Consider the following 26,183-nt stretch of genomic DNA (forward strand, 5'->3'; position numbering starts at 1 on the left):
AAAATCCGCTCATGGACTGAGCGGATGAAACGATCACATCAAAAGGAGGGAAGAGATACTAGAGCAATAACCTGCCTTCTGATTGCCATCGTTTCATCTTCCCAATCCCCGAGGAAGTGAAACAGCTTAAGAGAGGACAGGTCTCCTGACTCATGCGTCATTCTACTCCGGACCCTTCCCTTACAGGCACCTTGTTAAAGTACGTTGTAAAGTGGTTTGTCCATTTCGTCTGCATTTACAGTTGCGGGGGCAGCTCCGGATTCTCACCGGATTCCCTATTAAGCCTAACGGCATCCAATCTCAAGGCAATACTATATATAGTTATACTGATTTTGTTTTTGTCAATATATTGAGTATGTTCTCTATGGTATCTGAATCACTTCTTGTTGGCAAGCAAAAACATTTTCATTTTTTATAAAACATTTTAATCCAGTGCCCGAACTGGCTTTTTGCCCCCTTGATGAATTATGTCCTTTTTTTGAAAAGAGCAGTCCAAAGCCCATTTACGCCAAAAACCCCTTCATGCTCATTCGCTTGTTTCATTTTCCTCAATTCAACAGCCTCAAAGTCACGAAAAACATACCTTATTTTTTTTTCTGTAAATCCGAGGCCTCCCTGCAGCGTACGGAGCTTGTATACCTCGAGGTCTGAAAGGGAAGAACCGCCAAGTTCCCCGCCTTCGACAAAGCAGGTAAGGCCAAAGTGACCTCCCGGCTTCAATGCATTTGCAACCAGCTCAAGGTATCCCATCCTCCGATGCGGGGGAATGTGATGAAAACACCCGGAATCATAAACGAAATCAAAGCTCCCATTTATTAAGTTAAATTCAAAAATATTGCCAAGGATGAAATTGACATCGATTTTATGGTGCCTGGCCCTTTCCATTCCCCAATCCAAAGCTTCACGAGACGAATCAATCGCATCTACTTGGCACCCCATTTGGGCCAGGAAAAAAGCGTTACGTCCAGGACCGCAGCCAAGTTCAAGTGCAGTCCCGGGAGTTAAAAGCCCTTTTTTAAAATAGCCTACAAGATTTTCATCAGGAAGGTTCCTGAAAAAGGGGACGTTCCGATCTCGATTAACATAAAACTCGTCCCAATTGAACTTGGATTCCTCTCTTAACAGCTCATCAAGCATGAATAGAAGTTCATCGTTGCTCGTAATCATTGTTACCATCAACATCACCACTTTCTGAATCGTATACTCTTCTATTTTACTGTTTTCACCATTAATAACCATTACAGACATATTAAGGAAGCATTAAAAATTCTAATCTACCTAAGCGGATGGGGAGTATAAATTAAAGCTTTTATTGTATGTGCTGGCTCTAATTTAAAAGTTTAAGATCATTCTTATGTAATTATCCTTTGAATAAAAAGGAGGGCTCAGGAATGCTGGAAGCTAGGTTGTATGAGGTAGTCAATTTAATAATTTTCACGAATTTATTACAAATATTACAAATATGACAAACGGTTCTGGAGCTGTTTGTGGACAGTAGGAGGGGCAACTATCTTTACTAGGTAAATGTACTTGGATGATAGGAGTTGATTTTACGAGAAATAGTTCAATCGTTTAGTACAAGGCTTTCTGCCGCTACGTATACATACAGTACATCCTGGTAAAAGAACTAAACAAGGAGGGGAAAGCTTTAAACGAAAAAAAGGATTAACCTCTAAAAAAGAGAGGATTGCATAGATAATGGGCACTGAAGTGTTCGTAACGGTTAGTTCATTTATTTTGACAATGCTATTTATTTTCTGGAGGCCTAAAGGATTAAATGAAGCAATTCCTTCAACCATCGGGGCACTGGCAGTAGTCATTTGGGGAAACATCACTCTGGCAAACTTAATCGATATTAGCTCAAAGGTGAGTGGTGCCGCCATTACCATCATATCAACAATTGTCATGGTGCTTGTACTAGAGAGTGTCGGTTTCTTTAAATGGTCGATTGCGGTCCTTTCAAATCTTGCGCGGGGAAATGGCCGGAGATTGTTTTGGCTGACGAATCTATTTTGCTTCCTGATGACCGTTTTCTTCAATAATGATGGAAGTATTCTTATCACCACTCCAATTTTAATTCTTCTATTAAAAAAGCTTAAACTGAAAAGGCGCCAGAAAATCCCCTACCTTTTAAGCGGAGCCTTAATTGCAACCGCTTCAAGTGCACCCATAGGAGTAAGCAATATCGTCAACCTTATTGCCTTAAAAATAATAGGGATGGATCTTTATCTCCATACGCTCCTCATGTTTACTCCGGGAATACTTGGGTTACTATTTTTATCCGCGCTGCTTTATCTCGTATTCAGAAATGATATTCCCAGTAAAATAGCGCATATTACGCTGACAAGTGATTTTAAAGAACACAACTATCATCCGCTTCAGGATAATCATTTAGACCCGGAACATAAAAAGCAAAAGAAAATCATGATTGGAATTTTGATGTTTGTCTTTTTGATAAGATTGGGCCTCTTTGTCGCTTCCTATGTTGGTATTCCAATGGAAATAATCGCAGTCCTTGGCTCGGTACTTCTTTTGGGGTGGAGGTGGATTTACCTTAAGGTGCCCCCAACGGATATGGCCGCAAAGACGCCATGGCATATTCTAGTCTTTGCATACACAATGTATATCTTGATTTATGGCCTCCATAATATTGGGCTGACGGATATCCTTATCGTCCATCTCCAAGGATTGGTTAATGAAAGCCTATTCCATGCTAGTTTAGTAATGGGTGGTACCCTTTCAATTATTTCAAACATTTTCAATAATCACCCAGCCTTGATGATTGGTACATTGGCGCTTACAAATATGGGGTTGGATCCAATCACCGTAAAGACTGTTTATCTAGCAAATATCATAGGAAGTGATATAGGATCGTTATTCCTTCCAATCGGAACGCTGGCAACATTAATGTGGATGCATATTCTGAAAAAAGGAAAGGTTGCGATTAGCTGGGCTGAATATATTCGTGTAACGGTCAAAGTGATCCCTGCAACCGTTCTGTTCACCCTGGTGATTTTATATTTGTGGATTGAGCTTATATTTAATGGAAAGTCACTCTAAAGAAAGGCGAATGGGAACATCACCACGGCTAAATGGTCTTTGCATTGTTGGTGTTCCTTGAACGCCTTAAAGCCTGCCCTCCACACGTAGGACAGGTTTAAGGTGCATTTCATAAACATTATGGCCAGTGGATCATTTTTATATGAGGTACTTTCCAGTAAATAGTTTCTCCGCTTGCAACATTTAATTCTGCTATATTATCATGTATCAGTTTAAGCAGTCCGATTTTTTTAGGATGGTCTCCCAGATCGAATACAACCAATTTTCCTTCAAGTTTTTTTAGCTGCTCCTCAAATGAGCGCTGCAATGGGATGCTGACTGGCTTTACGGGCAGTTCCTCGTTTGGCAGTGTATAAGGAGTGGAATTGGTTTGATAAGGTGTAAGCCATTTTAAATGATTTAACGAGATTAGCATCGTTTTGTAAATAGGAGAGTAGAAGACAAAATAATCATTTAGCACGCTAAGGATATATCCATGAATGGATTTGTTCCCCGTTACAAAAATCTCAACGAATTTGCCTTTGGCATTGGTAAGGGTCTTACGATAAGAAACTGATTTTGTTTCTTCAAAGATAGGCATTTCAGGAGGTTCACCCTCAAATTCAAGTTCAATCTGATCATCAGGCCGCAAATTATGAATATGTGAAAAAGGAATGTATAAATAATCCTTTCCATTAAAAAGAACGATAATATCCTGGCCTATATCGATAAGAATCCCTTGAAATAATGTCTTTCCAGAAATCTCAATTTCTATTTTTTGCCCTTTTAAGGCTAAAACATTTTTCACTTTTGATACCCCTTTTCAGCAAAGAGAGGGCAGTTGGCAGGCTCTCTAAATAATGCACTGCAGCATGGGTCCATTAGGCATTTTAAAAAGTTGCCCCAGGCATTCTGCTTGAATAGGAGAATGCCTGGGCTTTATGGACAGGTTTTATCTGGGCTTCCACATATAATCAATTGTTTTAATTACTTTTTCGAAACGATGATCCTTGGAACTGCTTGAAGAACTGCTTGAAGTTCTTCCGGAAGTTTTCCGAGAAGCTTTTCTGCCTGAACTTTTATGGTTCTTTTGTCCGCTTTGGTTTGACATGGTTTCATCGGATGATTCGGATTCTTCATTTTCTTCATTGGACGATTTTTGTTGAGACTGTTTTGTGTTTTTATAGGAGCCTTTTGCTCCGCAACTTATGTTTTTAATATGAAAGGGATTGATTCTTAAAACCTCGTCATTATTGACAATCGTATAATGGCCTCCCATTCCCTGGACAAGTACTCCTTCAATCGCTTGAGGGCCACCCCTGTTTATCGACACCCATTTATGGCTCATCTTTCCGAATAAATCATGGAAATCATCTGCTTCAATAAATTCCGGTATGAGGACTTCTTGCTCGTCATTTTCCTCATTTTGTTTGTTGTTCCATTCACTGATGCTCTTAATGTGGTGGATATTGTAATAGACAACCCCGTCATCTTCAGTCAATAAGGCGATATAGGACCCTGAAACTGCCAGAACCATGCCACTCTTAGATTCCGGGCCTCCAAGGTTAATTTGCGCTTGCTTTCTGATAAAATGTTGCATTAATGCGTTGAAGCTCCCAGCACTATGAAACTCACAGGTATCAGAGTCTTCCTCGTGAAAACGGGGCATGGAATTGGACTTGGTATTTTCGCTGATGCTTTGGAGGTGTTCGGTACGGTAATAAACAATGGAGGACTTGTTCTTATTTTTATTCTTGTCCTTGTCCTTATCCTTGTCCTTGTCCTTGTCCTTGTCCTTATCCTTATCTTTGTCCTTATCTTTATTCTCATCCTCATCCTGAGCGTGGAGGCATATATAGTCTGATTGAACATCCATTAATCTTCCCTTTTTACTTTCAGGACCGCCTTTATATACTTGCACCTCCTGACCAACTAGAGATGTAAGAAAGGAATGGTACGAATCCAGGGGAGATGAAGCCGAAGATTGTTTACTTTTTTTTCTTTCCATTTAATTCATTTCCTCCTTGTCATTTATCCATAGGGGATAGATATACTCCATATATACGTAACCTAGTCTTGTCATGCATGAAGAATTGGCCTATTTAATAAAACTTTGCCTCTGCCTATTCAATGTCATGTAAATGAGCTTTTAGGTAGTTTTGCCTGTCCTTTAGAAACTGGAGGATGAAATCAGGCTCTTTGTCAAAAATGTCAATCCGGTCACGCACATAGGGATCTTGGTGCAAAAAGGGCCGGATGGAGGAGTGAAGGGTTAGGATTTGGGGTTCGATTGATTCTTTCGTAAAATTTTCATCTAATATCTTCCGCATTATAGTAGCATATTCCTTTCTGAATTTATCGATGTCCAACAGCCTTGCCGTCAAAGTATTAAAGCCTTCAATACGAAGATAGTCATATCTCATCTCCTCACCATTAATATCCCGTCCCCATGTGGCATCATAATCCCAAGGGAGTATTTCAAAAAGGCCCGTCCTTTCATTGCGATAAAGCGCATAATTGTGGACAAATCCATCAAAATTTTGTGTGCATACTACACCTGCCAACCATTTAAAGTATTGTTCAATATTCAAGTGTTTAGGAATAATCGTTTCAAACTCCTGTTTTCCAGATGTATTTAAAAGGTAGATAAATTCAGAAAGGACAAGCGTATCGCTTTTCAATCCTGTTTTTCTTTCATACCCCGCATAAAGGTCAGTTTTTGTGTCATTATCGATAGGGCTAATTAATGAAAAATTGGCATCATCATTAATTGCATAGAAAATTGGGCCTTGTGGAAGGTTTCGTTTTTTTAAAAAGTTATGGTCGACTGATTCCAGTTGAAGATACACTCCCTCAGTTTTTCCATTGATGGAAAGAAGGACATGCTTGGACGAAGGGGACAGGCAGCCAATGCTTGAAAAAAAATCGAGGGAAAGTTTATTGCGAATTAATGAAGGATCCTTATATTCAGCGTTTATATGAAGCTCATTGATTCCTTTAAAGTTAAAAAGTGTGATGTGATACGACTTTTTAATAAATTCCCTAATATGGGAGCCTCTATAGGAGAGGTCAATTTCAACTCTTTTTTTATTGATTCTTAATGACGCAGGAACGGGTTCATCGTTCCAGATATCTGACTTTAGTTCCCTCAGATCGATAGGATTAATAAAAATTTCAAATTTAGGTAAATTCATCGCTAGCCCTCCTTTTGCATTCCCTAAATCGTATGTCCTCAATCAAAAAGAAGTTCTTTAGACAAAAGTATATTTTTATAAAAACAGTTATGTTTGTCTATACATGCCAATTTCTAAAACGTACATTGTAATACAGGATGAAGGAGGAAATACACTTCTTCTACTGATAATTGATTGGAGGGTTAGTTATGCAAAAGTTAGCAGGAAGAGATATCCAGCAGGCTGTAAAGGATATTACATCCCACGGCATGGAGGGTTTTTTACATCAGGAACCCGTAGCTAATAAAAGGTCACGGCCAGGCCGTCACCATAAGTCTGGCCGTTCTCACGGGACAGGCCGTCACCATAAGTCGGGCCGCTCTCACGGATCGGGCCGTCATCATAAGTCGTGCCGTTCTCACGGATCAGGCCGTCACCATAAGTCTGGCCGCCGCGGAACAGGCCGTCGTAGAAAGTCTCTCAGTCGCGGAACAGGTCGCCGCGGAACAGGCCGTCGTAGAAAGTCTCTTAGTCGCGGAACAGGTCGCCGCGGAACAGGCCGTCGTAGAAGGTCCCGCAGTCGCGGAACAGGCCGTCGTAGAAGGTCCCGCAGTCGCGGAACAGGCCGTCGTAGAAGGTCCCGCAGTCGCGGAACAGGCCGTCGTAGAAGGTCCCGCAGTCGTGGAACAGGCCGTCGTAGAAGGTCCCGTAGTCGCGGAACCGGCCGCCGTAGAAGGTCCCGTAGTCGCGGAACCGGCCGCCGTGGAACAGGCCAGCATTGCACAACTGGGCGAGTTGGAGGAACAGGCCGCAGCCGGAAGTCGTGCCGCAGCCATGGAAGACGCCGCCATTGCACAACCGGGCGAGTTGGAGGAACAGGTCGTAGCCGGAAGTCGTGCCGCAGCCATGGAAGACGCCGCCATTGCACAACCGGGCGAGTTGGAGGAACAGGTCGTAGCCGGAAGTCATGCCGCAGCCATGGAAGTCGCCGCCATTGCACAACCGGGCGTGTAGGAGGAACGGGCCGCGAAAAATTTACCCGTGAAGAACGCTACTGGCATAATGGCAACATGGTAGAGTTACGATTAAAAAAATAGATTTATAGGAATGTATAGAGAATGACCTGAATAAATAACCACTCCCAATCTCCTAAAACATCTGAATGATAGATTTCTCTCTATTCTCAAATGGAAAAAACCTCCTGAAAAGGGAGGTTTTTTGTATCGGCCCATCTTGGTTCTCGTCTATTGATAATTTTAAAGGTCTTCTGTCTTATCTCCGTCCTCACTGAATCTGTCCAGCATCGTAATCGTATCGACAAGATGATTATTAAAGATTTGGCGCGCGACAGCAAGCAATTCAATGATCAGTGGATCCCGCAGCGAATAAATGACGCGGTTTCCATCCTTTGTCCCCGTAACAATATTTTTCGTCCTTAAGATCATTAACTGCTGGGAAACAGCAGAGCCTTCGCTTCCCGCCAGGCTTTGTATTTCATTTACACTTTTGTCTCCATCCCCGAGCAGTTCAAGAATTCTAATCCTTAGAGGATGAGCCAAAGCTTTAAAAAAGTCAGCTTTAAATTTTTGCATTTCCAAATCCAATACGTTTCCTCCCTTTTTACCCCACGCTATTGTATAAGGGCCTGTTTTTGTTCGTCCGCCTTCTGTTTAATGGCTGATAATGTGGCGCATTCCCTGAAAGCGAAATGTTTGCAACCGAGACATTCGTTTTTATTTACATGATTAAGCGCAAAATTAATTGCCTCTCCTGTATGGCTGAAAAAGTGCTCTCGGCCAATGAAATCATACAGCCCCGTCTTCTTCAGCAGTTCGAGCGGGCCGGGTTGAATCCCGGTGATCAAAACCTGCCCGTGGGCAGAGAAGTCTTTAACGATGCTCGAAAAATGCGATTCTCCGGTCGTATCCATAAATGGGACTTTGCCAAGCCTTAAAATAAGTACCTTCGGCTTATAGTTTATTGTATTTAATATAGTTTGTTCAAATGTTTGCGCCGCCCCGAAGAAAAGAGGGCCTTCAACCGTGTACATGCTGATTTGCGGACAGTCGTGTGAGTCTGCTGTGGCCTGCGGAAGCAAGGCCCGCAGCTTCTGGTTGTCATTGGGCAGAACCTTTGCCATAACAAGGGACTCGCTCATCCGTTTTGTGAAAATAATTACAGCGAGCAGAAGCCCGGCTTCAACAGCGACTGTTAGATTGACAAATACGGTAAGAAGGAAAGTGACAACCAGAATCAGGGAATCAAGTGTTTTTGTTTTAAGGACATTATAAAAAACGGTTTTCTCACTCATGTTCCAGGCGACCACCATCAAAATAGGCGCCATGCTTGCCAATGGTATTTTCGAAGCATGAGGCGCGAACAGGACAAGGATAACAAGGACAACGATGCCATGGATGATTCCCGACATTGGGGATACCGCTCCATTCTTGATATTGGTGGCGGTCCTTGCAATCGCCCCCGTTGCGGGAATCCCGCCGAATAATGGTGCGATCATGTTGGCCGCGCCTTGGCCCATCAATTCCCGGTTACTATTATGCCTGCCGCCGCTCATTCCATCCGCCACAACCGCGGATAATAATGATTCAATCGCGCCAAGTATCGCGATAATGAATGCCGGTTTTATTAGAAGGCGAATTTTTTCCAATGTGATTTCGGGAAATTGGAAATCCGGCAGCCTGGCAGGTATTTCTCCATAGGTGGAACCGATAGTCGCCACGTGGCCTGGATAAAGATAGGTGGCCACCAGCGTTGAAACGACCAGCCCAATTAGGGGGCCAGGCACCTTTGGAAAAAGTTTTGGAGTGAATAGAACGGTCACAAGGCAAAGCGCCGCGGTAGCGATGCTATACACGTTCAAGGTTTGAATATGGACAATGATTTCTCTAGTATTATCGAAAAAGTATTCGTGCCGTTCAATTCCCGAAAGCCCGAGGAAATTCGGAATTTGTCCGAAAAAAATAATGACGGCGATTCCAGCCGTGAACCCTATTGTCACGGGACGGGGAATGAATTTTATCAATGCGCCCATCCGGAAGACACCCATTAAAAAGAGAATGATTCCAGCAAGAAATCCTGCAATCAGGAGATTTTCGAATCCGTAGGCCATGACAATCCCGAAAAGGATTGGTATAAATGCTCCGGTAGGGCCACCAATCTGATACTTTGAGCCGCCCAGCAAAGAAATTAGTATTCCCGCGATGATGGTTGTGTAAATTCCGTATTCAGGCTTCACTCCCGAGGCTATCGCAAACGCCATTCCAAGCGGAATCGCGATAATCCCAACAACAATGCCTGAGATAATGTCTTTTTGCAAGGAGTGAAGGGAGTAATTCTTAAATCTTCCGTCAAATACTAACTTCTGCAGCACACTTACACTTCCTTAATTAATATATTTATATATTTGATTATTTGAATATACAATAAGTAATTTTACGCCATTTAGCAGGCAAGTCAATGGTTTTGTTTATAAAAAATTTATTTTTTTATACTGGAAGTGGTATCCTGCAGCTAGGGGGGATAATAATGCTGATTGAGTATATAGCGACAACTGTGGATGATGCGATTTTGATCGAGGAGTCCGGGGCCGATAGGATTGAGCTTGTATCTGCCTTGACAGAAGGCGGATTGACGCCAAGCTACGGCCTGATTGAAGCGGTGGCCAGGCGTGTTGGAATACCTGTAAATGTCATGGTCAGGCCGCACAGCCAGTCGTTTGTCTATTCCGGGTATGACCTCGAAATCATGAAAAATGATATTAAAGCCATTAGGTCATTGGGAGCAAATGGTGTAGTGCTTGGGGTACTGAACGAGCAAAATGAAATCGACACGGCGGCCCTGGAAAGTCTTCTTCTGGAATGCACTGGCATGGAGGTAACTTTTCACCGCGCGATTGAAGGAACATCAAACCCCATACATTCAGCCAATATCTTGTCTGATTACAAGGAAATAACAAGCATTTTGACTTCAGGTGGGACTGGCGATCTTGACAGCCGTTTGGCTACAATGCTTGAAATGAAAGAGGCAGCTGGGCATATTGCCATCCTGGCAGGCGGCGGTCTGACCAAGGAAAATATTAACCATGTCCATTCTGAGGTAAATACAGGCCATTATCATTTCGGGACTGCGGTAAGGAAAAACAATAGCCCTGTAGAAGGAATCGACCTGAAAAGAGCAATTGAAGTGGTAAAGCTTTTAAAAGGATGACAAAGGAGCCAGGTGAACCGGCTTCTTTTCTTTTTAGAAAAATTATAAAAAGTTTGACAATCAAACGCCCATTTGAATATCATATACTCAAATGAATGTTTGAATGAGGTGTAGAATATGACCCAGCACGATATATGTGAAGTAACAACAGTCGATAAAGAAAAAGTGGATAAAGTGAAACAAAAACTTCAGCGCCAAAGCACCGAAGGAGTGGCGAAAATCTTCAAAGCCCTGGCTGATGATACGCGTGTAAAAATTGCTTACGCCCTAGCAATTGAGGAGGAGCTTTGCGTTTGCGATGTCGCGACTATTGCCGGATCGTCTGTTGCAACGGCCTCCCATCATTTACGGACCCTTCGCAACCTGGGCATTGCAAAATTTAGGAAGGAAGGCAAGCTTGTCTATTATTCGCTGGATGACGATCATGTGAAACAGCTCATCGAGATTGCCTTTGAACATCATGAGGAGGTGGCGGGACGTGGCCGAAGCTAAACAGATTTTTCGAATCGAAGGACTTTCCTGAGTGAGTTGCGCTGCGAAGTTCGAAAAGAACGTCAAACACCTGGATGGTGTTTCTCACGCTGCTATCAATTTTGGCGCTTCAAAAATAACCGTTTACGGGAAGGCTACAATTGAGGAAATTGAAGAAGCAGGCGCATTCGACCGGCTAAAAATTTTACCGGAGAAAGCGGAACCTTCCCAAACGGCGGAAGAGCCTTTTTTCAAAAAATACGCCAGAGTGATCCTATCATTGGCTTTTGTCCTGATTGGATACGTGTCGCACTGGCTGAACGGGGAGGATGCCCCTGCCGCGGTTTTGCCGTTCCTTGCCGCGATTTTGATTGGAGGGTATCCACTATTTAAAACCGGCCTAAAAAATTTGTTCAGGCTTGAATTCGACATGAGGACCCTGATGACAATCGCAATCATCGGTGCGGCAATTATAGGAGAGTGGAGCGAGGGAGCGGTTGTCGTCATTCTATTCGCGATAAGCGAAGAACTCGAAAAATTTTCAATGGATAAAGCGAGGGCCTCAATTCGGTCGCTCATGGATATCGCACCTAAAGAAGCCTTGATTCGCCGGAATGGCGATACAATGGTGATTCCGGCAGATGAGATCGAAATCGGCGACATCATGATTGTGAAGCCAGGGCAGAAATTGGCGATGGATGGCATTGTCACGAAAGGGCACTCGACAGTTAACCAGGCTGCCATCACCGGAGAATCCGTTCCGGTTGAAAAGAAGGAACACGATGAAGTGTACGCGGGTACTTTAAATGAAGAAGGAATCCTTGAAGTAAAGGTGACAAAGCTAGTCGCGGACACGGCAATCGCAAAAATTATCCACCTGGTCGAAGAAGCCCAGGCGGAAAAAGCCCCCGCACAAGCATTCGTTGACCGATTCGCCAAGTATTATACACCTGTCATTATGGCAATCGCAGCGCTTGTCGCGGTTGTACCGCCACTTCTATTCGGAGCAGGCTGGAATGAATGGATTTACCAGGGGCTTTCGGTATTGGTTGTTGGCTGTCCATGCGCATTGGTTATTTCAACCCCAGTTTCCATAGTGACGGCAATTGGAAATGCAGCCCGGAATGGGGTTCTCATTAAAGGCGGCATCCACTTAGAGGAAACAGGAACGCTCAATGCGATTGCCTTTGATAAAACCGGCACGCTGACAAAAGGTGCCCCGGCTGTAACCAACTTCATTCCCTTAAAGGGTAAAAATGAAAGGGAGACACTTTCCGTTTTGGCGGCACTGGAATACGGGTCCCAGCACCCTCTCGGCTCAGCAATTTTAAAAAAGGCTGAAGATCTTTCCGTATCCTTTAAGGATATATTGGTAGAACATTCATCTTCCGTAACAGGGAAGGGGATAAAAGGCAGGATCAATGGAACAGCCTATTTCGCAGGAAGCCCGGCTTTTATGGCGGAAGAGTGCCGGGAAAAAGCGGATCGCCAGCTTCAGGCACTAATCGAATCGCTTCAACATGAAGGAAAGACGGTTATGGCCCTTTTTACCGAAAAAGAGATTCTTGCCATTATAGGCGTTGCGGATGAAGTACGCGAAAGCAGCCGTGAAGTCATTGACATGCTTCATGGCATGGGCGTTAAAAGGACGGTTATGCTGACTGGGGACAATGTGGGAACGGCCCGCGCAATCGGGGCACAAACCGGAGTAACCGATATCCGGCCAGAGCTTCTGCCTGAAGATAAACTGACAATTATTAAGGAACTTAGGAAGGAATACGGGAAAGTGGCCATGGTCGGGGATGGAATAAATGATGCCCCGGCACTTGCCGCCGCATCGGTCGGAATCGCAATGGGTGGGGCGGGAACGGATACAGCCCTTGAAACCGCGGATATTGCCCTGATGGGTGACGATCTCAGGAAGCTGCCATTCGCAATAAAGTTAAGCAGGAAAGCCCTGGCGATAATTAAGCAAAACATCACTTTCTCGCTCGCGCTGAAGCTTGTGGCGCTCCTTTTGGTCATCCCCGGGTGGCTGACATTGTGGATCGCGATTTTTGCCGATATGGGAGCGACCCTGCTCGTCACGCTCAACGGGCTCAGATTATTAAAGGTAAAGTGAATACTGGGGACACTTTGCGGTTTCTTTTGGGGGGATTAGGATGAATAGTAGCTGGAACAGAATCATTTATAAACTTTGGTCGCCGGTTTATGATGTGTTTTTTAATAAAGGGCCGTTTTTAAAAGCCCGGAAGGAACTATTTTCATCCCTCCCTTTTTCGAAAGGCGATCAAGTCTTATTTGTCGGAGTTGGGACAGGGGCGGACCTTATGCAGATTTCCCTGTCCGAACTCAACGTAACTGCAATCGATTTTTCAATTGAAATGCTTGAAAAGGCAAGAGAGAAGACGAACGGGGAAAAGGTGGAGTTTCTTGTCATGGATGCTCAGGAATTATCTTTTCCGGATGAGTCGTTTGAATGGGTCATCGGGAGCCTGATTCTCTCGGTCGTCCCTGACGGAGAAAAAGCGTTTAAAGAGATGGCCAGGGTTGTGAAAAAGGGTGGCGGCATTGTGGTATTTGACAAATTCACTCCTCCAGGGAAGGATTTAAGCCTGTTGAAAAAACTAATGAGGCCTCTCATCCGCCTTCTCGGTACGGATATCGGAGTTTCTTTTGAAAAAGTCATTAGCAGTTCCGAATGCAGGGTAAGGATAAAGGAAGACAGGGGTATTCTGTTAAACGGGATGTACCGGAAGATTGTCCTGGAAAGGGCAGACTACTGAAAAATATAACTACTTCGGGAACGGCTCAATTTCTGTCCGGCCCGGGAACGTAATTTGGGAGGATTTTTACATGGGGCATCATCATCATTCCCATTCACATGATCATGGCCATGGCCATCATCACCATACAGGAAACAAACAGGCGCTGCTTTGGGCATTTGTGCTAATTGCTTCGTTTATGTTCGTAGAAGTGGCGGGGGGCCTGATCACGAACAGCTTGGCGCTGCTGTCGGATGCCGGGCATATGCTTAGCGACGCGGCCGCCTTGGGGCTAAGCTATTTTGCGATTAAGCTGGGGGAGCGGAAATCCACGCCAGGGAAAACATTTGGCTACAAGCGGTTTGAAATTATCGCGGCTGCCTTGAACGGCCTTACACTGATCGCAATTTCAATTTATATTTTTATTGAGGCTTTTCAAAGGTTCAGGAATCCGCCCGAAGTACAGAGCCTTGGGATGCTCACAATTTCGGTCATCGGTCTCCTTGTAAATATCGTGGCCGCCTTTATCCTGATGAGGGGCGATAAGGATGAGAACCTGAATGTAAGGAGCGCGTTCCTGCATGTCCTCGGCGACATGCTTGGCTCGGCTGGGGCCATCGTTGCCGCTCTATTGATTTACTTCTTCGATTGGGGCGTGGCAGACCCGATTGCGAGTGTGGCCGTCGCGGTATTGATTATCATTTCCGGCTGGAGGGTGACGAAGGATTCCTTCCATATCCTGATGGAGGGAGCACCCGGCCATATTGATACTAGTAAACTCCGCGCTGCTTTATTGAATATTCCAGGTGTAAAAGATGTCCATGACCTCCATATTTGGTCAGTGACGAGCGGGATGCCGATGCTGAGCTGCCATATCTCGATTTCCAGCGAGGGGGTTCACGATACTGTGCTTCACGAGGCCCAAACCCTTCTTCATGACCAGTTTGGCATCGACCACAGTACCATTCAGGTGGAAAGGGAAGCCGAGGGTTGTCCAAGCAGCCACGGGGTCTGTAATTAAAAAAACAGTTTTCTGAGCGAAAACGCTGTGTTTTTTTGTAAAACACGGCGTTTTTTTATGAGGGACAATTTTCGGGTCCCTCACGGCCAATGCATTGGGGAAATGTGCGGTCATTTTCCTTTTTGGAGTGCTCGTATTTTTAAGCGGTTATTAATTTGAAAGGGATATCAGAAATTTTTCGGGTTTATCGAAAATTTTTGCCCGGATATCGAAAAAATTTGTGATATATCGAAAGTTTCAGCCCACTTATCGAAAACTGTCACACCTCGGACACATATATAGAAGGAAACTGCCTTCAGTTTCACCTCATTGACATCCAGTCGGCTGCAGACTACCATTGCCTTAAGTGAAAAGAGTTAATCTGTTAAGTGGAGGGAAAACGACGATGAAACATATATTTAAGCCAGGAAAAGATGAGTCGAAGCCGGTTTTGCTTTTGCTTCACGGGACTGGCGGGAATGAACAGGACCTTATCCCGCTGGCGGACATAATTGACCCGGAAGCTCCTGTCTTAAGTGTTCGCGGCAATGTCCTGGAGCATGGAATGCCGCGCTTTTTCAGGAGGCTGGCGGAAGGGGTTTTTGACGAAGAGGATCTCGTTTTCAGGACGAGAGAGCTACATGATTTTCTAGATGAGGCCGCACAGAAGTACGGCTTCGACAGGGGGAATATTGTTGCGGTCGGCTACTCAAACGGCGCGAATATTGCCGGTAGCCTGTTGTTTCATTTCGGCAAAGTATTAAAGGGTGCAATTCTCCATCATCCAATGGTCCCGAGGAGGGGGATTGACCTGCCTGACCTCCATGGCTTAAATATTTTCATAGGGGCTGGTACGAATGATCCAATCTGCCCGCCAACGGAATCGGAGGATTTGGGGGCACTTTTGGGTGGTGCCGGGGCTGAAGTCCATTTTCACTGGGAACAATACGGCCACCAGTTGACCTACAGTGAGGTGGAACGGGCAGCCGAATGGTACAAAGCGACATTCCATGATTAAATTCCGAAACAGTGCAATAAAAAAGACAGCCGCTCAGGTTTTCGGCGGCTGTTTCCACTAACTTTGAAAGCGGGAACAATAAGCGTTTAGTTAGACAAGGGATAAAGAAAGAGGTACAGTATTTACAGATTATAAGGAAAGAACAAGGATAAACACTTAATAATGGGACCTTCCATAGGGGGCTATTCATCCCCCACTTATGTTTGTTTGGTCAACCAATCGAACCATTACGGGCAGTATTGATTCCCTACCTAACTTCTATGATGCAGCTGAATCCCGGGGTGGGGGCTTAATGCCTGTTAAGAGTGGATAAAGAAGGGAGCAATCTAAAGTTATGGAAAAGCTTACTGCCAAACAGGAAATCAATGTTGGCGGCCTTGACTTCGAATGGAATCTTGGGAATGGCCAATTCTTATTTGAAGGAGAAGAAGCTGTCCTTTTTTGGATTACTTCTGCGATGAGAACATTTTTTGATACGATTGAAGAAGTTTCCGGTGAGGAAGCCGGTGCTCTTGTGCTTGAGACGACCGGATATCGGCAGGGGCTCATCGTTAGTGAGTATTTTGTAAAAAATGGAGTTTCACCTGAGGAAGCTTCGAAGAGAATTCCCTATACATATGCTTCCGCAGGCTGGGGTAAAGTAGAAATTAAGCATCTTAATCTGGATGAAAAAACACTTTCAATTGAAATTAAGGATAGCTGGGAATATAAAGTCAACAAGGAACAAGGGAAAAACGTTAGTGGAAAATATTTTCCAGCCCATTATGCTGGGATTTTTACAGGGTTATTGGGGACGAATATTTGGTACAGGGTCGTCAAGGACCAATTGACTGGCGACGACTGTACAGTTGTCGAGTATTTCCCGTCGGAAATCACGGTCTCAATCAATATCCATCAGCTTGCTAGGAAAAAGGAGTCCGAAAAAATCCGGGAGCTTGAACTGCTCGTGCAGGAGAAAACGAAGGACCTTCAGGAACTGGTGAAGCAAATTTCGTCCCCGATCATTCCTGTCCTCGAAGACATCGTTGTCGTCCCGCTTATTGGGAAATACGATGAAAGCCGCTCCGAAGACCTTCTCGTGAAAACTTTATTCAACCTGCCAAAATACAATGCGTCCTATCTGATTCTTGATTTGACGGGCCTTGACCATGACAAGGATATGGGGCAATACGGATTCGAGTTTATCCAGAAGCTTGGTTCCGCCGCCTCTTTGATTGGCATTGAAACAATCCTCGTTGGCATTTCCGCGGAACTTGGGGCATCGGTTACCCAGTCGCAAATCAACCTGTCCAAATTCCAGTGCTATCAAACACTGCAACACGGCATTTATTATGCCCTGTCACAGAGCGGCAAAAAAATCATATAGGCTGACTGAAAGCAATGCCATTTTAATGGCGTTGCTTTTTTTGGTAAGCAAAAAAGGCCGATTCCGGCCCTTAATCGTGGTATGAAATATCTACGTTTTATTTCAACCTCAAAGTGGAGGAGTCTGTTAAGTTCAGCCGATATACCAACTCACTTAATGCGATGGTAACTAGGTCACGCTCTGTATAGTCAAATGTATCCAGAGGAGAGATATGGTTTCGTTCAGCGAGCTTTTCTTTAATCTGCTGGCACATCCAAAGATGATAATCTGAAAGTTCTACCTGCTTAAACAATAATCAATCCCTCCTTTTCTGATACTTCCAGGGCAAATACCAGATTGGACTCCCAGGTTTCTGCGACCAATTAAAATCCCCTATGGATTAACCTATTTTCCAGCAAAGGAAAATGGCTCAATTTCTCCCACCCTCATGGAAGTTTTCATTTTATTTATCCCCGTTATAAAAGTCCAACAAACATCACGGGGCCATATACAACGTATTTTTTACCAGGAAATAAAAGGGAATGTTTTTTCTTTATGGCGATATCCTACAGGGGGTATACCGCATGGTTCATAAGTAAACTTTAACCTTGGGTTTTGGCTGGTTTCTTATGCGAGATCAGCCCATCGCAATCCGTTATATAAAACTCGATTTTAGGCGGTTCCTTTAAATAACGGTCCTTGAGTAGCTGATAATAATTGACCCGCCTGCTTGGGTCGAAAGGAAGCATTGGGTACTCGCGCTTTTCCTTCACATAAAGATCGACCGCTCTTTGAACTTTATCCATTTCGACGGGAATGTCCTTTTCCGCTTCTTCAAATAAGTCATATGTTTCCCTTGACATGTAATACTTTTTTGAAGGTATGCCTCCAAGGATGTGTACAAGCTGGCTAAAATCAATGCTGTTGTCCTCGTTTACGAGGATGGTCCTGTAAACACCTTTCGGAAGCTCATCTGAAAATTTCCTGACAGCCTTCCTTACCTCCATCATATCCACGTCGATAACAGGCCATTCCTTAGTGGCCTCGGCTCCAGTTACCTGTGATTTCCTGCGCTTTTTGCTGTACGGCCAGAAATACTTCAATGCTATTGTATAAGCTGAAAACCCTCCAAGCGCAAGGCCAACTCCCAATCCGAGCAGGGTGAAGACTGGATAAAGGCCAAAATAGCCGTCTAAAAAATCCCCCGAAATATAGCCAATGAATACTGAAATAGCGATTACCAGTGCAAAAACCATATAGAGAGATAGCGCTTTCAAAAGAGAGCTTGCGGAATCGGCCCATTCCTTTCCTTTTTGATTACCGGCTTCTTCAAGATAAACGGCAACTTCCGTCTTTAACTCGTCCGACACATTGTTTTCGGCAAGAAACGATTCCAGCCTATTCTTCAGAGGTTCTGCTTCGGTTTTTAAAAGGCGTGCGGATTTCTCATATTCCCCTTTTTTATAGTGGACAATTATCATGTTTTCTTCCAGGCCCAGCTCAAGATCTTCCGCCACTCTTCCAACATTTTTTGAGAAGGTCCTTTTCATGAAATCATGCCCCCTTGTTATGGTTTTGGCCGATACGGGTTCTAATAGCCTCGTCCTTTGCTGCTAGCATGTATCATTTTTTGCTAAAATATGTATTATTCTATTTAATTATAACACTATTCAAAAAATTAAAACATCCTTGTCAAAACCATCATCCCTTTTTGAAAATGGAAGTGGGCCGGAGCTTTTTCCAAAATAAAAACCCGAATGGCTTTTTGCCTTCCGGGTGCTTTAAAAATTAGGTCAATTGCTTAAATTGGTTTCCTCTTCATATCTTACGGCGAGTTCCTTAAGTGACTCATCGTAGAAAAGGATTGTCTTTGTATCCTCGAAAAACCATTGGTCGCTTGCTTCAATGTAAAAGGTCAGGCCGTTCAATTCCGCTGCGTAACTTGGATGCAACGCTGGTTCGGCAGAGAAAGCCAGGCTATAGCCTTTGTGTTGAATGCCGAATCCGTTATATTGCGGGAAAAGCCGGATGCTGATTGGTGATGTTATTTCAAATTCATCGGTAAACCAGGATAGCGCCTTATCATCGATAGTAAGATGCATTATAACCACCAGCCTTTACAGGAGTAATTTTAATAGAATCATTGTCTTTCTAATTAAATCTTACTCCGGATATGGCTTTTGCAACTATGATATAGTTCACACCGCCTTGGCCAAAACGCCACAGTTCATGAATCGTTCATGATTTTCTCCTTTTTGTAACATCCTTATAGTGGATATGGTGATAAAATAAAAAAAAAGCAAAAGGAGCTTACCAAGAATGGACGAAAACACCAACCCTTTAAATGATATAAAAAAGATGATTGATTCATTCGGCACCACGTTGGCAAGTATCGAAAAACGCCTTGCAAGGCTTGAAAAGATGGACAGCATCGAACACCGTGTCGCCGTCAACCAAATTGACCTGTCGGATATTAAGGAATCGCTGCAGCGGATCGAGGAAAGGCAAACGGATGAAATCCTTAAGGTGGTAAAGGAAATCAAAGAAACTTCGGGGGGCCAAGCCCGTGACGAAATCAGGCATATAAACCGGAGGCTTGATTCACATCTAGTCAAGCTTGCCAAAGCAGAAGAAGAACTCATCATTTTAAAAAATAACAGGTAGTACAGCCTTTCCCTTGGTAAGGGGTTAGTTTCCGTCCCTATCTTCAACGCAACGGCTTCTTTAACAATAGCCAAATAAAAATGAAAGGCACTTCCCTTATATTGGGAGGTGCCTTTGCTCATTAATTAGGAAAGGATGCCTGAATTTGCGAGTCGATTGGTACCTGCGTTAAGGCGGGTTCAGCTTCTTCAGCCAGCTTTGTTACTTCGATATAGCGGATGTGGTGCTCTTCCATTTCAATGATTTTAAATGCATAGGAATCGCGGGTAATAATGTCACCCTCGCGCGCCTCGAAGTTTTCTGTCAGAATCCAGCCGCCAATCGTATCAACGTCCTCTTCCTGGATTTCCAAGCCAAGCAGGTCGTTGACTTCGCTGACGAGTACCTTGGAATCGAAGATGTATTGCCTGTCATTCACTTTCCGAATCATTGGGACTTCATCCATGTCAAATTCGTCACGAATATCGCCGACAATTTCCTCGAGTATGTCTTCAGCCGTCACTAGCCCAGAAGTACCGCCATATTCATCCATCAGGATGGCCATGTGAATCCGGTCCTTTTGCATTTTGACAAGCAGGTCATGGATGGGAATCGTATCAATGACACGAATGATCGGCCTTGTATAGCTTTCGATTGTCCGATTCGGTATGTTCCCCTTGCCAATCAGGTCTGTCAAAATTTCCTTAATATTGATTTGGCCAATAATATGGTCCTTATCCCCATCAATTACGGGATAGCGTGTGAATTTTTCCTCCTTTATTACAGTAAGGATGCTTTCTAGCGTGTCATCCTTGGAAAGGGAAACAATTTCTGTCCTAGGAACCATGATCTCTTTCGCGATCCGGTTGTCGAATTCAAAAATCTTATTCACATACTTAAACTCTGATTGGTTTATTTCACCACTTTTATAGCTCTCGGATAGGATAATTCGAAGTTCCTCTTCCGTATGGGCCAACTCGTTTTCCGCAGCGGGTTTTAAGCCGAAAAACCTAACAATCACCTGTGCGGACCCATTTAAAGCCCAAATGAATGGATACATCAGTTTGTAAAAGAAGATAAGCGGCCTTGCTGTAAAAAGTGCGATTGTCTCCGCCTTTTGGATGGCCAATGTTTTAGGGGCAAGTTCACCGACTACCACGTGCAAGAACGTAATTACCGCAAAGGCAATCGTGAACGTAAGAATACTTGAAACACCTGTCGAAACATTCATTCCATGCAAAATTGGTTCGAGAATCCTTTCCATTGTCGGTTCGGCAATCCATCCAAGGGCTAGCGCCGTTATCGTGATGCCAAGCTGGCAGGCAGAAAGATATTCATCAAGATTATTAATCACTTTTTTAGCTGCGGCTGCGCTGGAACTTCCTTCTTCAATTAACTGGTCAATCCTTGAACTCCTAACCCTGATGATCGCAAATTCAGATGCGACAAAAAAGGCTGTCAAAGCAATAAAAATGGCTATTAAAACCAAGTTTAATATGTCCAATAAATTTCCTTATCCCGCATTTGCGGTTAAAGGAGTCACCTCCTGGTATTGTAGAAACTCAACTTGTCAATTCCTTAAGGGACCGAAGCAGGGCAATGCCCTCATCGTTCAGGTTCTTTGAAACCACATCCCTCTTGTGGGTATCCAGTTTTTGAATGAGCGGCAACAGGGCAGTTAAATCATCCTGAAGCTGCTTCATTTGCTGGGCAACTGAATAAGCCTGGCCCTCAACTTCCGATTCACAGATCTTTCCGGCTTTCCTGATTTCCAGCTTTCTCTTAATCTCTTCAAGCGGGAAATGCATATGTTTGCATTCTTCGATATATTTAAGGTCTCCGAGTGCTTCCTCGTCATAAAGCCGGTAGTTGGAACGGGTCCGGTCTGCGTTCAGGAGTCCGATGGAAGTATAGTAATCAATCGTTCTCTTGGAAACGCCGGCCCGGTTTGCTAGTTCGCCAATACGATAGATAACCCCATCATACCACCTCGACATGTAAAATTAAGAATAATTATAAATGAAAACAAACTGTACAGTCAAACGTTCCGGTTGGACTGTACTCAGGACAATGAATCCGGGATAGTGTGCCATCCCAATTCCCTAACAGTTTATTGCTTGGCAGCGGCCAGTATGAGCAAAAGTATTTGCAATCTTTTAATAAGGTGAAGGACCGCGGCTTTTCCAGTCCCTGGCCAGCATGCCATAGATGATTAAATCATGGAATTCATTATACAGCAATTCACCGTCCCTAATTCTTCCTTCAATTGTAAACCCAAGGCGTTCTGGAATCGCCCTGCTTTTTAAATTGTATTCGCCGCAACGGATTTCAACACGGTTCAAACCTAAATCATAGAAGGCATGATTCAGAAGAGCCCGTACGGAACGGGTCATAATGCCTCTTCCTTCTGCATTTTGTGCAAGGTAATAGCCGATAGTCGTATGCCTGTTCCGCCAGTCAATATAATGGAAACCAATGGAGCCGACCAGTTCGCCCTTGTAACGTATACCAGCATTGAAGCCGTTATTCTCGGCGAATTGCTTAAGCCACATCGGGATAATCGTTTCATACTGATACGGGCTGGTCATATCATCCACCCATCCAAGCCATTTTCTCAAATGGCTGCGGTTCAGATCGATCATCCTGTATAATTCCTTACAATCCTTTAATTGGAATAATTGTAATTCTATCTCCTCATCCACTTTAAGCGTAAACATTTACATTCCCCCTATTTTTTTTGTGGTATTAGTTCTTTTTTATTATCATCCACCTTGAGGAGACATTGTCCAGGGATGTCAGTGTTGTATCTTGTAAATATTGTAATGAATTTATCCCTATTTGGCACGTTTGGTTTGATTGCTTCTGTAAATGGAGCCAGGGTTTCAGCCCATCAAACCGACTGTGGATTTGAGTACGGCTTTTCCGCTGAATGTCATTCAAAACAGTGGTTATAGCCAGATTGGGCCGGCGGGAGTACCGGGACCCACGAATGCTCGGGTTGGTCCTGCATCGGATTAATCTCGCGGTTGAAGATATCGGCCTGAACCTTTGGATGGTGAGGGCTCCTTTACTTTACAGGACGAGAAGGGCTCTCCCAAACAATAAAACCCGTACTTCACAAGGAAGCGCGGGTTTTGGCTTTGTTAGAGCCTCCCGTCTGTCACTCTTTCTTTCTCAGATTCAAATATGGTTCCACATGTATAATCGCATAGCCGACTCCATGTTTGGATTTCAGCCCTTTTTCTATTTCTTCGGTTATCGCATGTCCTTCAATGATTGTAAGGCTTGGTTCAACAAGGATCGTTGACTCTATCAATGTCTGGTTCCCATGGGTGCGTGCCTTGATTTCCGTTACCCCTTTTACGCCAGGCGTTCCGTTAATCGTTTGTCTCAGTCCAGGGACTTTGCTGACATCGAAACCGTCTGTAAGTGCGTGGGATGCTTCTCTGAAAATTTCCCAGGCGGTTTTGCATATGATAAGCCCGACAATAACCGCTGCCAGCATATCAAGCCATACAATGCCGATTCTTGATCCGATGATACCGACCAGTGCGCCGATGCTGACAAAGGCATCTGAACGATTGTCCTGTGCGACTGCATGGATTGCCGCGCTATTGATTTTTTTGGCCAGCCGTTTATTGTAAGAGTAAACCCCAAGCATAACCACCGCCGACCCGAGTGCCGTCCAGGCGGCCAGCCAATCCGGTACTGCCTTATCACCCTCAAAGAATGACTGGATTCCATTCACCAGAACCTCTATGCCGACCCCAAGCATGATGAATGCCGCTACAAGCGAAGCAATCGTTTCCGCGCGGTAGTGGCCATAATGATGGTCCTTGTCCGGCGGTTTTCTTGATATTTTTAAGCCAATTAATACTGCGATGGAGGCAACCACATCAGTCATATTATTCAGGCCGTCCGCCATTAAGCCTTCCGAATTTCCGAATTTCCCTGCTACGAGTTTGCAGGTTGAAAGCAATATATAGGCGAAGATGCTAACCCAGGCGCCTGTTTCTCCCGACTTTAATCGGTTGTTTCTTTCCATTGGCTGTCCTCCTATAACTGGGTACATGTTTTCATAAGCAAAAAAAGAAGTACCGCTGAACGATGCATTCATTGATAAATTTTTGGATTTGAACGGACCTTTTTATAATCCCCATACCCAAACGATAGCTATTAACCTTATACCGACAGTGATTAGTGTTGTCAAAACTGGCCCGGAATAGTATAGTAAAGATGGATATCAATTGAATACTTCCACAAGGGGAGCTGCCCGGGCGGCTGAGAGTGAACGTTTTGAGTTCTGACCCTTTGAACCTGTTAGTTAACGCTAGCGTAGGGATGTGGCATGCCAATAAACGGCAATACAAAACCCTTTTAAAGCGTCTTTGTATTGCTTTTTTATTTGTGCAAAAGGCCTCCAAGGCACACCCATATCGAAAAGGAAGGTTTCAAACGGATACCCGGAAATCAAGGATGAAACATGGTTTTTATCCGGAAAAACAAGGGGGAAACGTTAATGGAACAAAAGAGAAAAACACTATTTTTGGTAGAGGTGGCAGTATTTACTGCACTCGCATTTTTACTGGACATGGCGGCGAATTTTCTTTCGCTGAAAATTTGGCCGCAGGGAGGATCGCTGTCGATTGCCATGGTCCCGATCTTTTTAATGGCATACCGATGGGGATTAAAAGGCGGATTGCTTAGCGGCTTTTTGCTTGGCCTTCTGCAAATTGTCCTTGGCCAAGCGTATATTATCCATCCTGTACAGGGGGCGCTTGATTATTTGGTAGCCTTTACAGTCGTGGGAACGGCGGGGATTTTTGCAGCTTCTGTAAGAAATGCGAAAGCCGAGAACAAAAACACAAAATGGCTCACATACATGGGTATGGGCGTCCTTCTTGGGAGTACGTTAAGATTCATGGCGCATTTCATTGGCGGCATTGTCTTTTTCGCCGATTCCGCTCCAGCCGGGACTCCTGCGGCATTGTTCTCGTTTTTATATAACGGCTCATATATGCTCCCGAACGCAATTTTCTGCGCGATTATCGTTGGGCTTGTCTTTGGGGCTTCACCGAGGCTCATTGCGGGACCTGGAAAATCGATTAATACTATGTAATAGAAGAAGGAAGGGGAGCCCCTTCCTTCTTTATGTTTTATAGGCTTGATAAAAGCGGATGTAATTAAATCAAAGAGAATTCTTTTTCAAGAGCGGTTTCCACCGGAACGTATACGTATCCAAGGTCTTTGGCAACAGCTTCATACGTAACCTCTCCATTGGCAGTGTTGACGCCAAGTTTCAAATGCGGGTTTTCGGTAATGGCTTTTATTAACCCTTTGTTTGCGATTTGAAGCGCGTAAGGGACGGTTACGTTTGTCAGCGCGATGGTTGATGTCCTCGGCACCGCGCCAGGCATATTGGCTACCGAATAATGGACAACTCCGTGTTTTTCATAAACAGGGTTGTCGTGGGTTGTGACATGGTCGATTGTTTCGACAATACCGCCCTGGTCAATGGCGACATCGACTATGACCGAACCTGGCTTCATCCTCTTTACCATTTCCTCTGTTACAAGTTTTGGCGCCTTTGCACCTGGAATAAGAACGGCGCCAATTAAAAGGTCTGCTTCAGCGACCGCTTCGGCGATATTAAATGGATTGGACATAAGTGTTTTAATCTGTGGACCGAATATATCATCGAGCTGACGTAAACGGTCGGCGTTCAAGTCAATGATTGTCACATCGGCGCCAAGGCCGATCGCCATTTTTGCCGCGTTCGTACCTACAATGCCACCGCCGATAATTGTTACCTTGCCGCGGTTTACCCCAGGAACTCCGGATAACAGAATCCCCATCCCGCCATTCGTCTTTTGTAAAAATTGGGCACCGATTTGCGCGGCCATCCTGCCCGCAACTTCACTCATTGGAGTAAGAAGAGGCAGTGTCCGATTCACTTCTACTGTTTCATAGGCAATGGAGATGACCTTTTTCTCAGTCAGCGCTTTTGCAAGCGATGGCTCTGCTGCAAGGTGGAGATAGGTAAACAGGATAAGCCCGGGCCTGAAATACCCATATTCGCTTTCAAGCGGCTCTTTTACCTTCATAATCATTTCGGCACCAGCCCAAACCGAGGAAGCGCTTTTGATTATTTCAGCGCCAGCTTCCACGTAAGCTTCATCAGTAAATCCGCTTCCAAGCCCGGCGCCTTTTTCGATAAGCACCTTATGGCCTGCAACAACAAATGAAACAACACCCGCCGGGGTTAGCGCTACCCGGTTTTCATTGTTTTTAGTTTCCTTTGGAACTCCAATAATCATTGTTGTTACCTCCCCTTTGTTAAACATGAATTATGGTCCTGAATCAGTATTAAAATGTTTCAACTATAATTTTATGGTACAGGGCCGAAAAAGAAAAGACTGCCTTTTGTAGAATTTCACAAAAGAGCATGAATAGAATAAAACCCGCCAAAATAATGTAGGTTTTCTGCTTCCCCAAAACATTTCGC

At 44.3% G+C, this 26,183-nt stretch carries 25 protein-coding genes and 2 riboswitches; of the genes, 10 read left to right on the forward strand and 15 right to left on the reverse strand.

Translation table 11 applies throughout. From position 1 onward, the window contains the following. Nucleotides 1-117 precede the first annotated feature (117 nt). Nucleotides 118-313, reverse strand: a riboswitch (cobalamin riboswitch). Nucleotides 314-465: 152 nt separating this feature from the next. After that, nucleotides 466-1,176, reverse strand: coding sequence for a class I SAM-dependent methyltransferase (locus V1499_RS04570; protein WP_409274154.1), 711 nt, complete (start codon nucleotides 1,174-1,176; stop codon nucleotides 466-468). A 522-nt stretch (nucleotides 1,177-1,698) separates the two neighbouring features. Between V1499_RS04570 and V1499_RS04575 the strand changes: the two genes are divergently transcribed. Next, on the forward strand, nucleotides 1,699-3,060 hold the full coding sequence (locus V1499_RS04575; RefSeq protein WP_409274156.1) for an arsenic transporter: 1,362 nt from the start codon (nucleotides 1,699-1,701) through the stop codon (nucleotides 3,058-3,060). 118 nt (nucleotides 3,061-3,178) lie between these two features. On the opposite strand, the gene V1499_RS04580 is transcribed toward V1499_RS04575, so the two are convergent. The 6 genes from V1499_RS04580 to V1499_RS04605 form a co-directional block, all read right to left on the reverse strand. Continuing rightward, the gene (locus tag V1499_RS04580; RefSeq protein ID WP_409274158.1) at nucleotides 3,179-3,847 is read right to left on the reverse strand and encodes a DUF2642 domain-containing protein; all 669 of its coding nucleotides are present in this window, start codon (nucleotides 3,845-3,847) and stop codon (nucleotides 3,179-3,181) included. A gap of 144 nt (nucleotides 3,848-3,991) precedes the next feature. Then, nucleotides 3,992-5,047, reverse strand: coding sequence for a spore coat protein CotH (locus V1499_RS04585; protein ID WP_409274159.1), 1,056 nt, complete (start codon nucleotides 5,045-5,047; stop codon nucleotides 3,992-3,994). 115 nt (nucleotides 5,048-5,162) lie between these two features. Continuing rightward, on the reverse strand, nucleotides 5,163-6,233 hold the full coding sequence (locus V1499_RS04590) for a CotH kinase family protein (RefSeq protein WP_409274160.1): 1,071 nt from the start codon (nucleotides 6,231-6,233) through the stop codon (nucleotides 5,163-5,165). 507 nt (nucleotides 6,234-6,740) lie between these two features. After that, nucleotides 6,741-7,181 carry a hypothetical protein gene (locus V1499_RS04595; RefSeq protein WP_409274162.1) on the reverse strand — a complete coding sequence of 147 codons (441 nt, stop codon included), beginning with the start codon at nucleotides 7,179-7,181 and terminating at the stop codon, nucleotides 6,741-6,743. Between the two features lie 287 nt (nucleotides 7,182-7,468). Next, on the reverse strand, nucleotides 7,469-7,816 hold the full coding sequence (locus V1499_RS04600) for an ArsR/SmtB family transcription factor (RefSeq protein ID WP_409274164.1): 348 nt from the start codon (nucleotides 7,814-7,816) through the stop codon (nucleotides 7,469-7,471). 26 nt (nucleotides 7,817-7,842) lie between these two features. Beyond that, nucleotides 7,843-9,600 carry a SulP family inorganic anion transporter gene (locus V1499_RS04605; RefSeq protein WP_409274166.1) on the reverse strand — a complete coding sequence of 586 codons (1,758 nt, stop codon included), beginning with the start codon at nucleotides 9,598-9,600 and terminating at the stop codon, nucleotides 7,843-7,845. 155 nt (nucleotides 9,601-9,755) lie between these two features. On the opposite strand from V1499_RS04605, the gene V1499_RS04610 reads away from it, so the two are divergent. The 7 genes from V1499_RS04610 (at nucleotide 9,756) to V1499_RS04640 (ending at nucleotide 17,056) form a co-directional block, all read left to right on the forward strand. Further along, nucleotides 9,756-10,436: a copper homeostasis protein CutC gene (locus V1499_RS04610; RefSeq protein ID WP_409274168.1), complete on the forward strand. Its 681-nt coding sequence runs from the start codon at nucleotides 9,756-9,758 to the stop codon at nucleotides 10,434-10,436. Between the two features lie 117 nt (nucleotides 10,437-10,553). Continuing rightward, a complete protein-coding gene (locus V1499_RS04615) occupies nucleotides 10,554-10,928 on the forward strand; it encodes an ArsR/SmtB family transcription factor (RefSeq protein ID WP_409274169.1) in 375 nt (124 codons plus the stop codon). Continuing rightward, complete coding sequence (locus tag V1499_RS04620) at nucleotides 10,897-13,029, forward strand: heavy metal translocating P-type ATPase (protein ID WP_409276226.1); 2,133 nt, start codon at nucleotides 10,897-10,899, stop codon at nucleotides 13,027-13,029. The genes V1499_RS04615 and V1499_RS04620 overlap by 32 nt, the downstream gene beginning before the upstream one ends. A gap of 40 nt (nucleotides 13,030-13,069) precedes the next feature. After that, nucleotides 13,070-13,693, forward strand: a complete 624-nt coding sequence (locus tag V1499_RS04625; protein ID WP_409274171.1) for a class I SAM-dependent methyltransferase — start codon at nucleotides 13,070-13,072, stop codon at nucleotides 13,691-13,693. A 70-nt stretch (nucleotides 13,694-13,763) separates the two neighbouring features. Beyond that, a complete protein-coding gene (locus V1499_RS04630) occupies nucleotides 13,764-14,693 on the forward strand; it encodes a cation diffusion facilitator family transporter (RefSeq protein WP_409274173.1) in 930 nt (309 codons plus the stop codon). 385 nt (nucleotides 14,694-15,078) lie between these two features. Further along, nucleotides 15,079-15,690 carry an alpha/beta hydrolase gene (locus tag V1499_RS04635; RefSeq protein ID WP_409274175.1) on the forward strand — a complete coding sequence of 204 codons (612 nt, stop codon included), beginning with the start codon at nucleotides 15,079-15,081 and terminating at the stop codon, nucleotides 15,688-15,690. A gap of 334 nt (nucleotides 15,691-16,024) precedes the next feature. Further along, complete coding sequence (locus V1499_RS04640) at nucleotides 16,025-17,056, forward strand: STAS domain-containing protein (protein ID WP_409274176.1); 1,032 nt, start codon at nucleotides 16,025-16,027, stop codon at nucleotides 17,054-17,056. Between the two features lie 97 nt (nucleotides 17,057-17,153). Here the strand turns inward: V1499_RS04640 and V1499_RS04645 are convergent, their stop codons facing one another. The 3 genes from V1499_RS04645 to V1499_RS04655 all read right to left on the reverse strand — a co-directional run bounded on the left by V1499_RS04645 (nucleotide 17,154) and on the right by V1499_RS04655 (nucleotide 19,137). Further along, nucleotides 17,154-17,348 (reverse strand): hypothetical protein, encoded by a 195-nt coding sequence (locus tag V1499_RS04645; protein ID WP_409274177.1) that lies wholly within the window; start codon nucleotides 17,346-17,348, stop codon nucleotides 17,154-17,156. 289 nt (nucleotides 17,349-17,637) lie between these two features. After that, nucleotides 17,638-18,585 (reverse strand): AtpZ/AtpI family protein, encoded by a 948-nt coding sequence (locus tag V1499_RS04650; RefSeq protein ID WP_409274178.1) that lies wholly within the window; start codon nucleotides 18,583-18,585, stop codon nucleotides 17,638-17,640. Nucleotides 18,586-18,828: 243 nt separating this feature from the next. After that, nucleotides 18,829-19,137: a HesB/YadR/YfhF family protein gene (locus V1499_RS04655; protein ID WP_409274180.1), complete on the reverse strand. Its 309-nt coding sequence runs from the start codon at nucleotides 19,135-19,137 to the stop codon at nucleotides 18,829-18,831. 217 nt (nucleotides 19,138-19,354) lie between these two features. Here V1499_RS04655 and V1499_RS04660 point away from each other — a divergent pair, with 217 nt between their 5' ends. Next, the gene (locus V1499_RS04660; RefSeq protein WP_409274182.1) at nucleotides 19,355-19,699 is read left to right on the forward strand and encodes a hypothetical protein; all 345 of its coding nucleotides are present in this window, start codon (nucleotides 19,355-19,357) and stop codon (nucleotides 19,697-19,699) included. 121 nt (nucleotides 19,700-19,820) lie between these two features. Here V1499_RS04660 and V1499_RS04665 read toward each other — a convergent pair whose 3' ends face one another. The 4 genes from V1499_RS04665 to V1499_RS04680 form a co-directional block, all read right to left on the reverse strand. Then, the gene (locus tag V1499_RS04665; RefSeq protein ID WP_409274184.1) at nucleotides 19,821-21,182 is read right to left on the reverse strand and encodes a hemolysin family protein; all 1,362 of its coding nucleotides are present in this window, start codon (nucleotides 21,180-21,182) and stop codon (nucleotides 19,821-19,823) included. A gap of 58 nt (nucleotides 21,183-21,240) precedes the next feature. Further along, nucleotides 21,241-21,675, reverse strand: a complete 435-nt coding sequence (locus tag V1499_RS04670) for a MerR family transcriptional regulator (protein WP_409274186.1) — start codon at nucleotides 21,673-21,675, stop codon at nucleotides 21,241-21,243. Nucleotides 21,676-21,834: 159 nt separating this feature from the next. After that, on the reverse strand, nucleotides 21,835-22,395 hold the full coding sequence (locus V1499_RS04675; protein WP_409274188.1) for a GNAT family N-acetyltransferase: 561 nt from the start codon (nucleotides 22,393-22,395) through the stop codon (nucleotides 21,835-21,837). Nucleotides 22,396-22,838: 443 nt separating this feature from the next. Further along, nucleotides 22,839-23,723 carry a cation diffusion facilitator family transporter gene (locus V1499_RS04680; RefSeq protein ID WP_409274190.1) on the reverse strand — a complete coding sequence of 295 codons (885 nt, stop codon included), beginning with the start codon at nucleotides 23,721-23,723 and terminating at the stop codon, nucleotides 22,839-22,841. Nucleotides 23,724-23,930: 207 nt separating this feature from the next. Continuing rightward, nucleotides 23,931-24,037: riboswitch (TPP riboswitch) on the forward strand. Nucleotides 24,038-24,197: 160 nt separating this feature from the next. Between V1499_RS04680 and thiT the strand changes: the two genes are divergently transcribed. After that, a complete protein-coding gene (gene thiT, locus V1499_RS04685; protein WP_409274192.1) occupies nucleotides 24,198-24,797 on the forward strand; it encodes an energy-coupled thiamine transporter ThiT in 600 nt (199 codons plus the stop codon). Nucleotides 24,798-24,861: 64 nt separating this feature from the next. Here thiT and ald read toward each other — a convergent pair whose 3' ends face one another. Further along, the gene (gene ald / locus V1499_RS04690) at nucleotides 24,862-25,995 is read right to left on the reverse strand and encodes an alanine dehydrogenase (RefSeq protein ID WP_409274194.1); all 1,134 of its coding nucleotides are present in this window, start codon (nucleotides 25,993-25,995) and stop codon (nucleotides 24,862-24,864) included. Nucleotides 25,996-26,183: the final 188 nt, after the last annotated feature.

Origin of the sequence: Neobacillus oceani (genome assembly GCF_046237595.1) — a bacterium.
Classification (GTDB): Bacteria; Bacillota; Bacilli; order Bacillales; family Cytobacillaceae; genus Bacillus_D; species Bacillus_D oceani.

Bases quoted from the DNA above. Each gene is read 5' to 3' on its own strand.
- V1499_RS04570 (WP_409274154.1), bottom strand. From the start codon at position 1,176: ATGGTAACAATGATTACGAGCAACGATGAACTTCTATTCATGCTTGAT.
- V1499_RS04575 (WP_409274156.1), top strand. From the start codon at position 1,699: ATGGGCACTGAAGTGTTCGTAACGGTTAGTTCATTTATTTTGACAATG.
- V1499_RS04585 (WP_409274159.1), bottom strand. From the start codon at position 5,047: ATGGAAAGAAAAAAAAGTAAACAATCTTCGGCTTCATCTCCCCTGGAT.
- V1499_RS04590 (WP_409274160.1), bottom strand. From the start codon at position 6,233: ATGAATTTACCTAAATTTGAAATTTTTATTAATCCTATCGATCTGAGG.
- V1499_RS04595 (WP_409274162.1), bottom strand. From the start codon at position 7,181: ATGACTTCCGGCTACGACCTGTTCCTCCAACTCGCCCGGTTGTGCAAT.
- V1499_RS04610 (WP_409274168.1), top strand. From the start codon at position 9,756: ATGCTGATTGAGTATATAGCGACAACTGTGGATGATGCGATTTTGATC.
- V1499_RS04615 (WP_409274169.1), top strand. From the start codon at position 10,554: ATGACCCAGCACGATATATGTGAAGTAACAACAGTCGATAAAGAAAAA.
- V1499_RS04625 (WP_409274171.1), top strand. From the start codon at position 13,070: ATGAATAGTAGCTGGAACAGAATCATTTATAAACTTTGGTCGCCGGTT.
- V1499_RS04630 (WP_409274173.1), top strand. From the start codon at position 13,764: ATGGGGCATCATCATCATTCCCATTCACATGATCATGGCCATGGCCAT.
- V1499_RS04635 (WP_409274175.1), top strand. From the start codon at position 15,079: ATGAAACATATATTTAAGCCAGGAAAAGATGAGTCGAAGCCGGTTTTG.
- V1499_RS04640 (WP_409274176.1), top strand. From the start codon at position 16,025: ATGGAAAAGCTTACTGCCAAACAGGAAATCAATGTTGGCGGCCTTGAC.
- V1499_RS04650 (WP_409274178.1), bottom strand. From the start codon at position 18,585: ATGAAAAGGACCTTCTCAAAAAATGTTGGAAGAGTGGCGGAAGATCTT.
- V1499_RS04655 (WP_409274180.1), bottom strand. From the start codon at position 19,137: ATGCATCTTACTATCGATGATAAGGCGCTATCCTGGTTTACCGATGAA.
- V1499_RS04660 (WP_409274182.1), top strand. From the start codon at position 19,355: ATGGACGAAAACACCAACCCTTTAAATGATATAAAAAAGATGATTGAT.
- V1499_RS04670 (WP_409274186.1), bottom strand. From the start codon at position 21,675: ATGTCGAGGTGGTATGATGGGGTTATCTATCGTATTGGCGAACTAGCA.
- V1499_RS04675 (WP_409274188.1), bottom strand. From the start codon at position 22,395: ATGTTTACGCTTAAAGTGGATGAGGAGATAGAATTACAATTATTCCAA.
- V1499_RS04680 (WP_409274190.1), bottom strand. From the start codon at position 23,723: ATGGAAAGAAACAACCGATTAAAGTCGGGAGAAACAGGCGCCTGGGTT.
- thiT (WP_409274192.1), top strand. From the start codon at position 24,198: ATGGAACAAAAGAGAAAAACACTATTTTTGGTAGAGGTGGCAGTATTT.
- ald (WP_409274194.1), bottom strand. From the start codon at position 25,995: ATGATTATTGGAGTTCCAAAGGAAACTAAAAACAATGAAAACCGGGTA.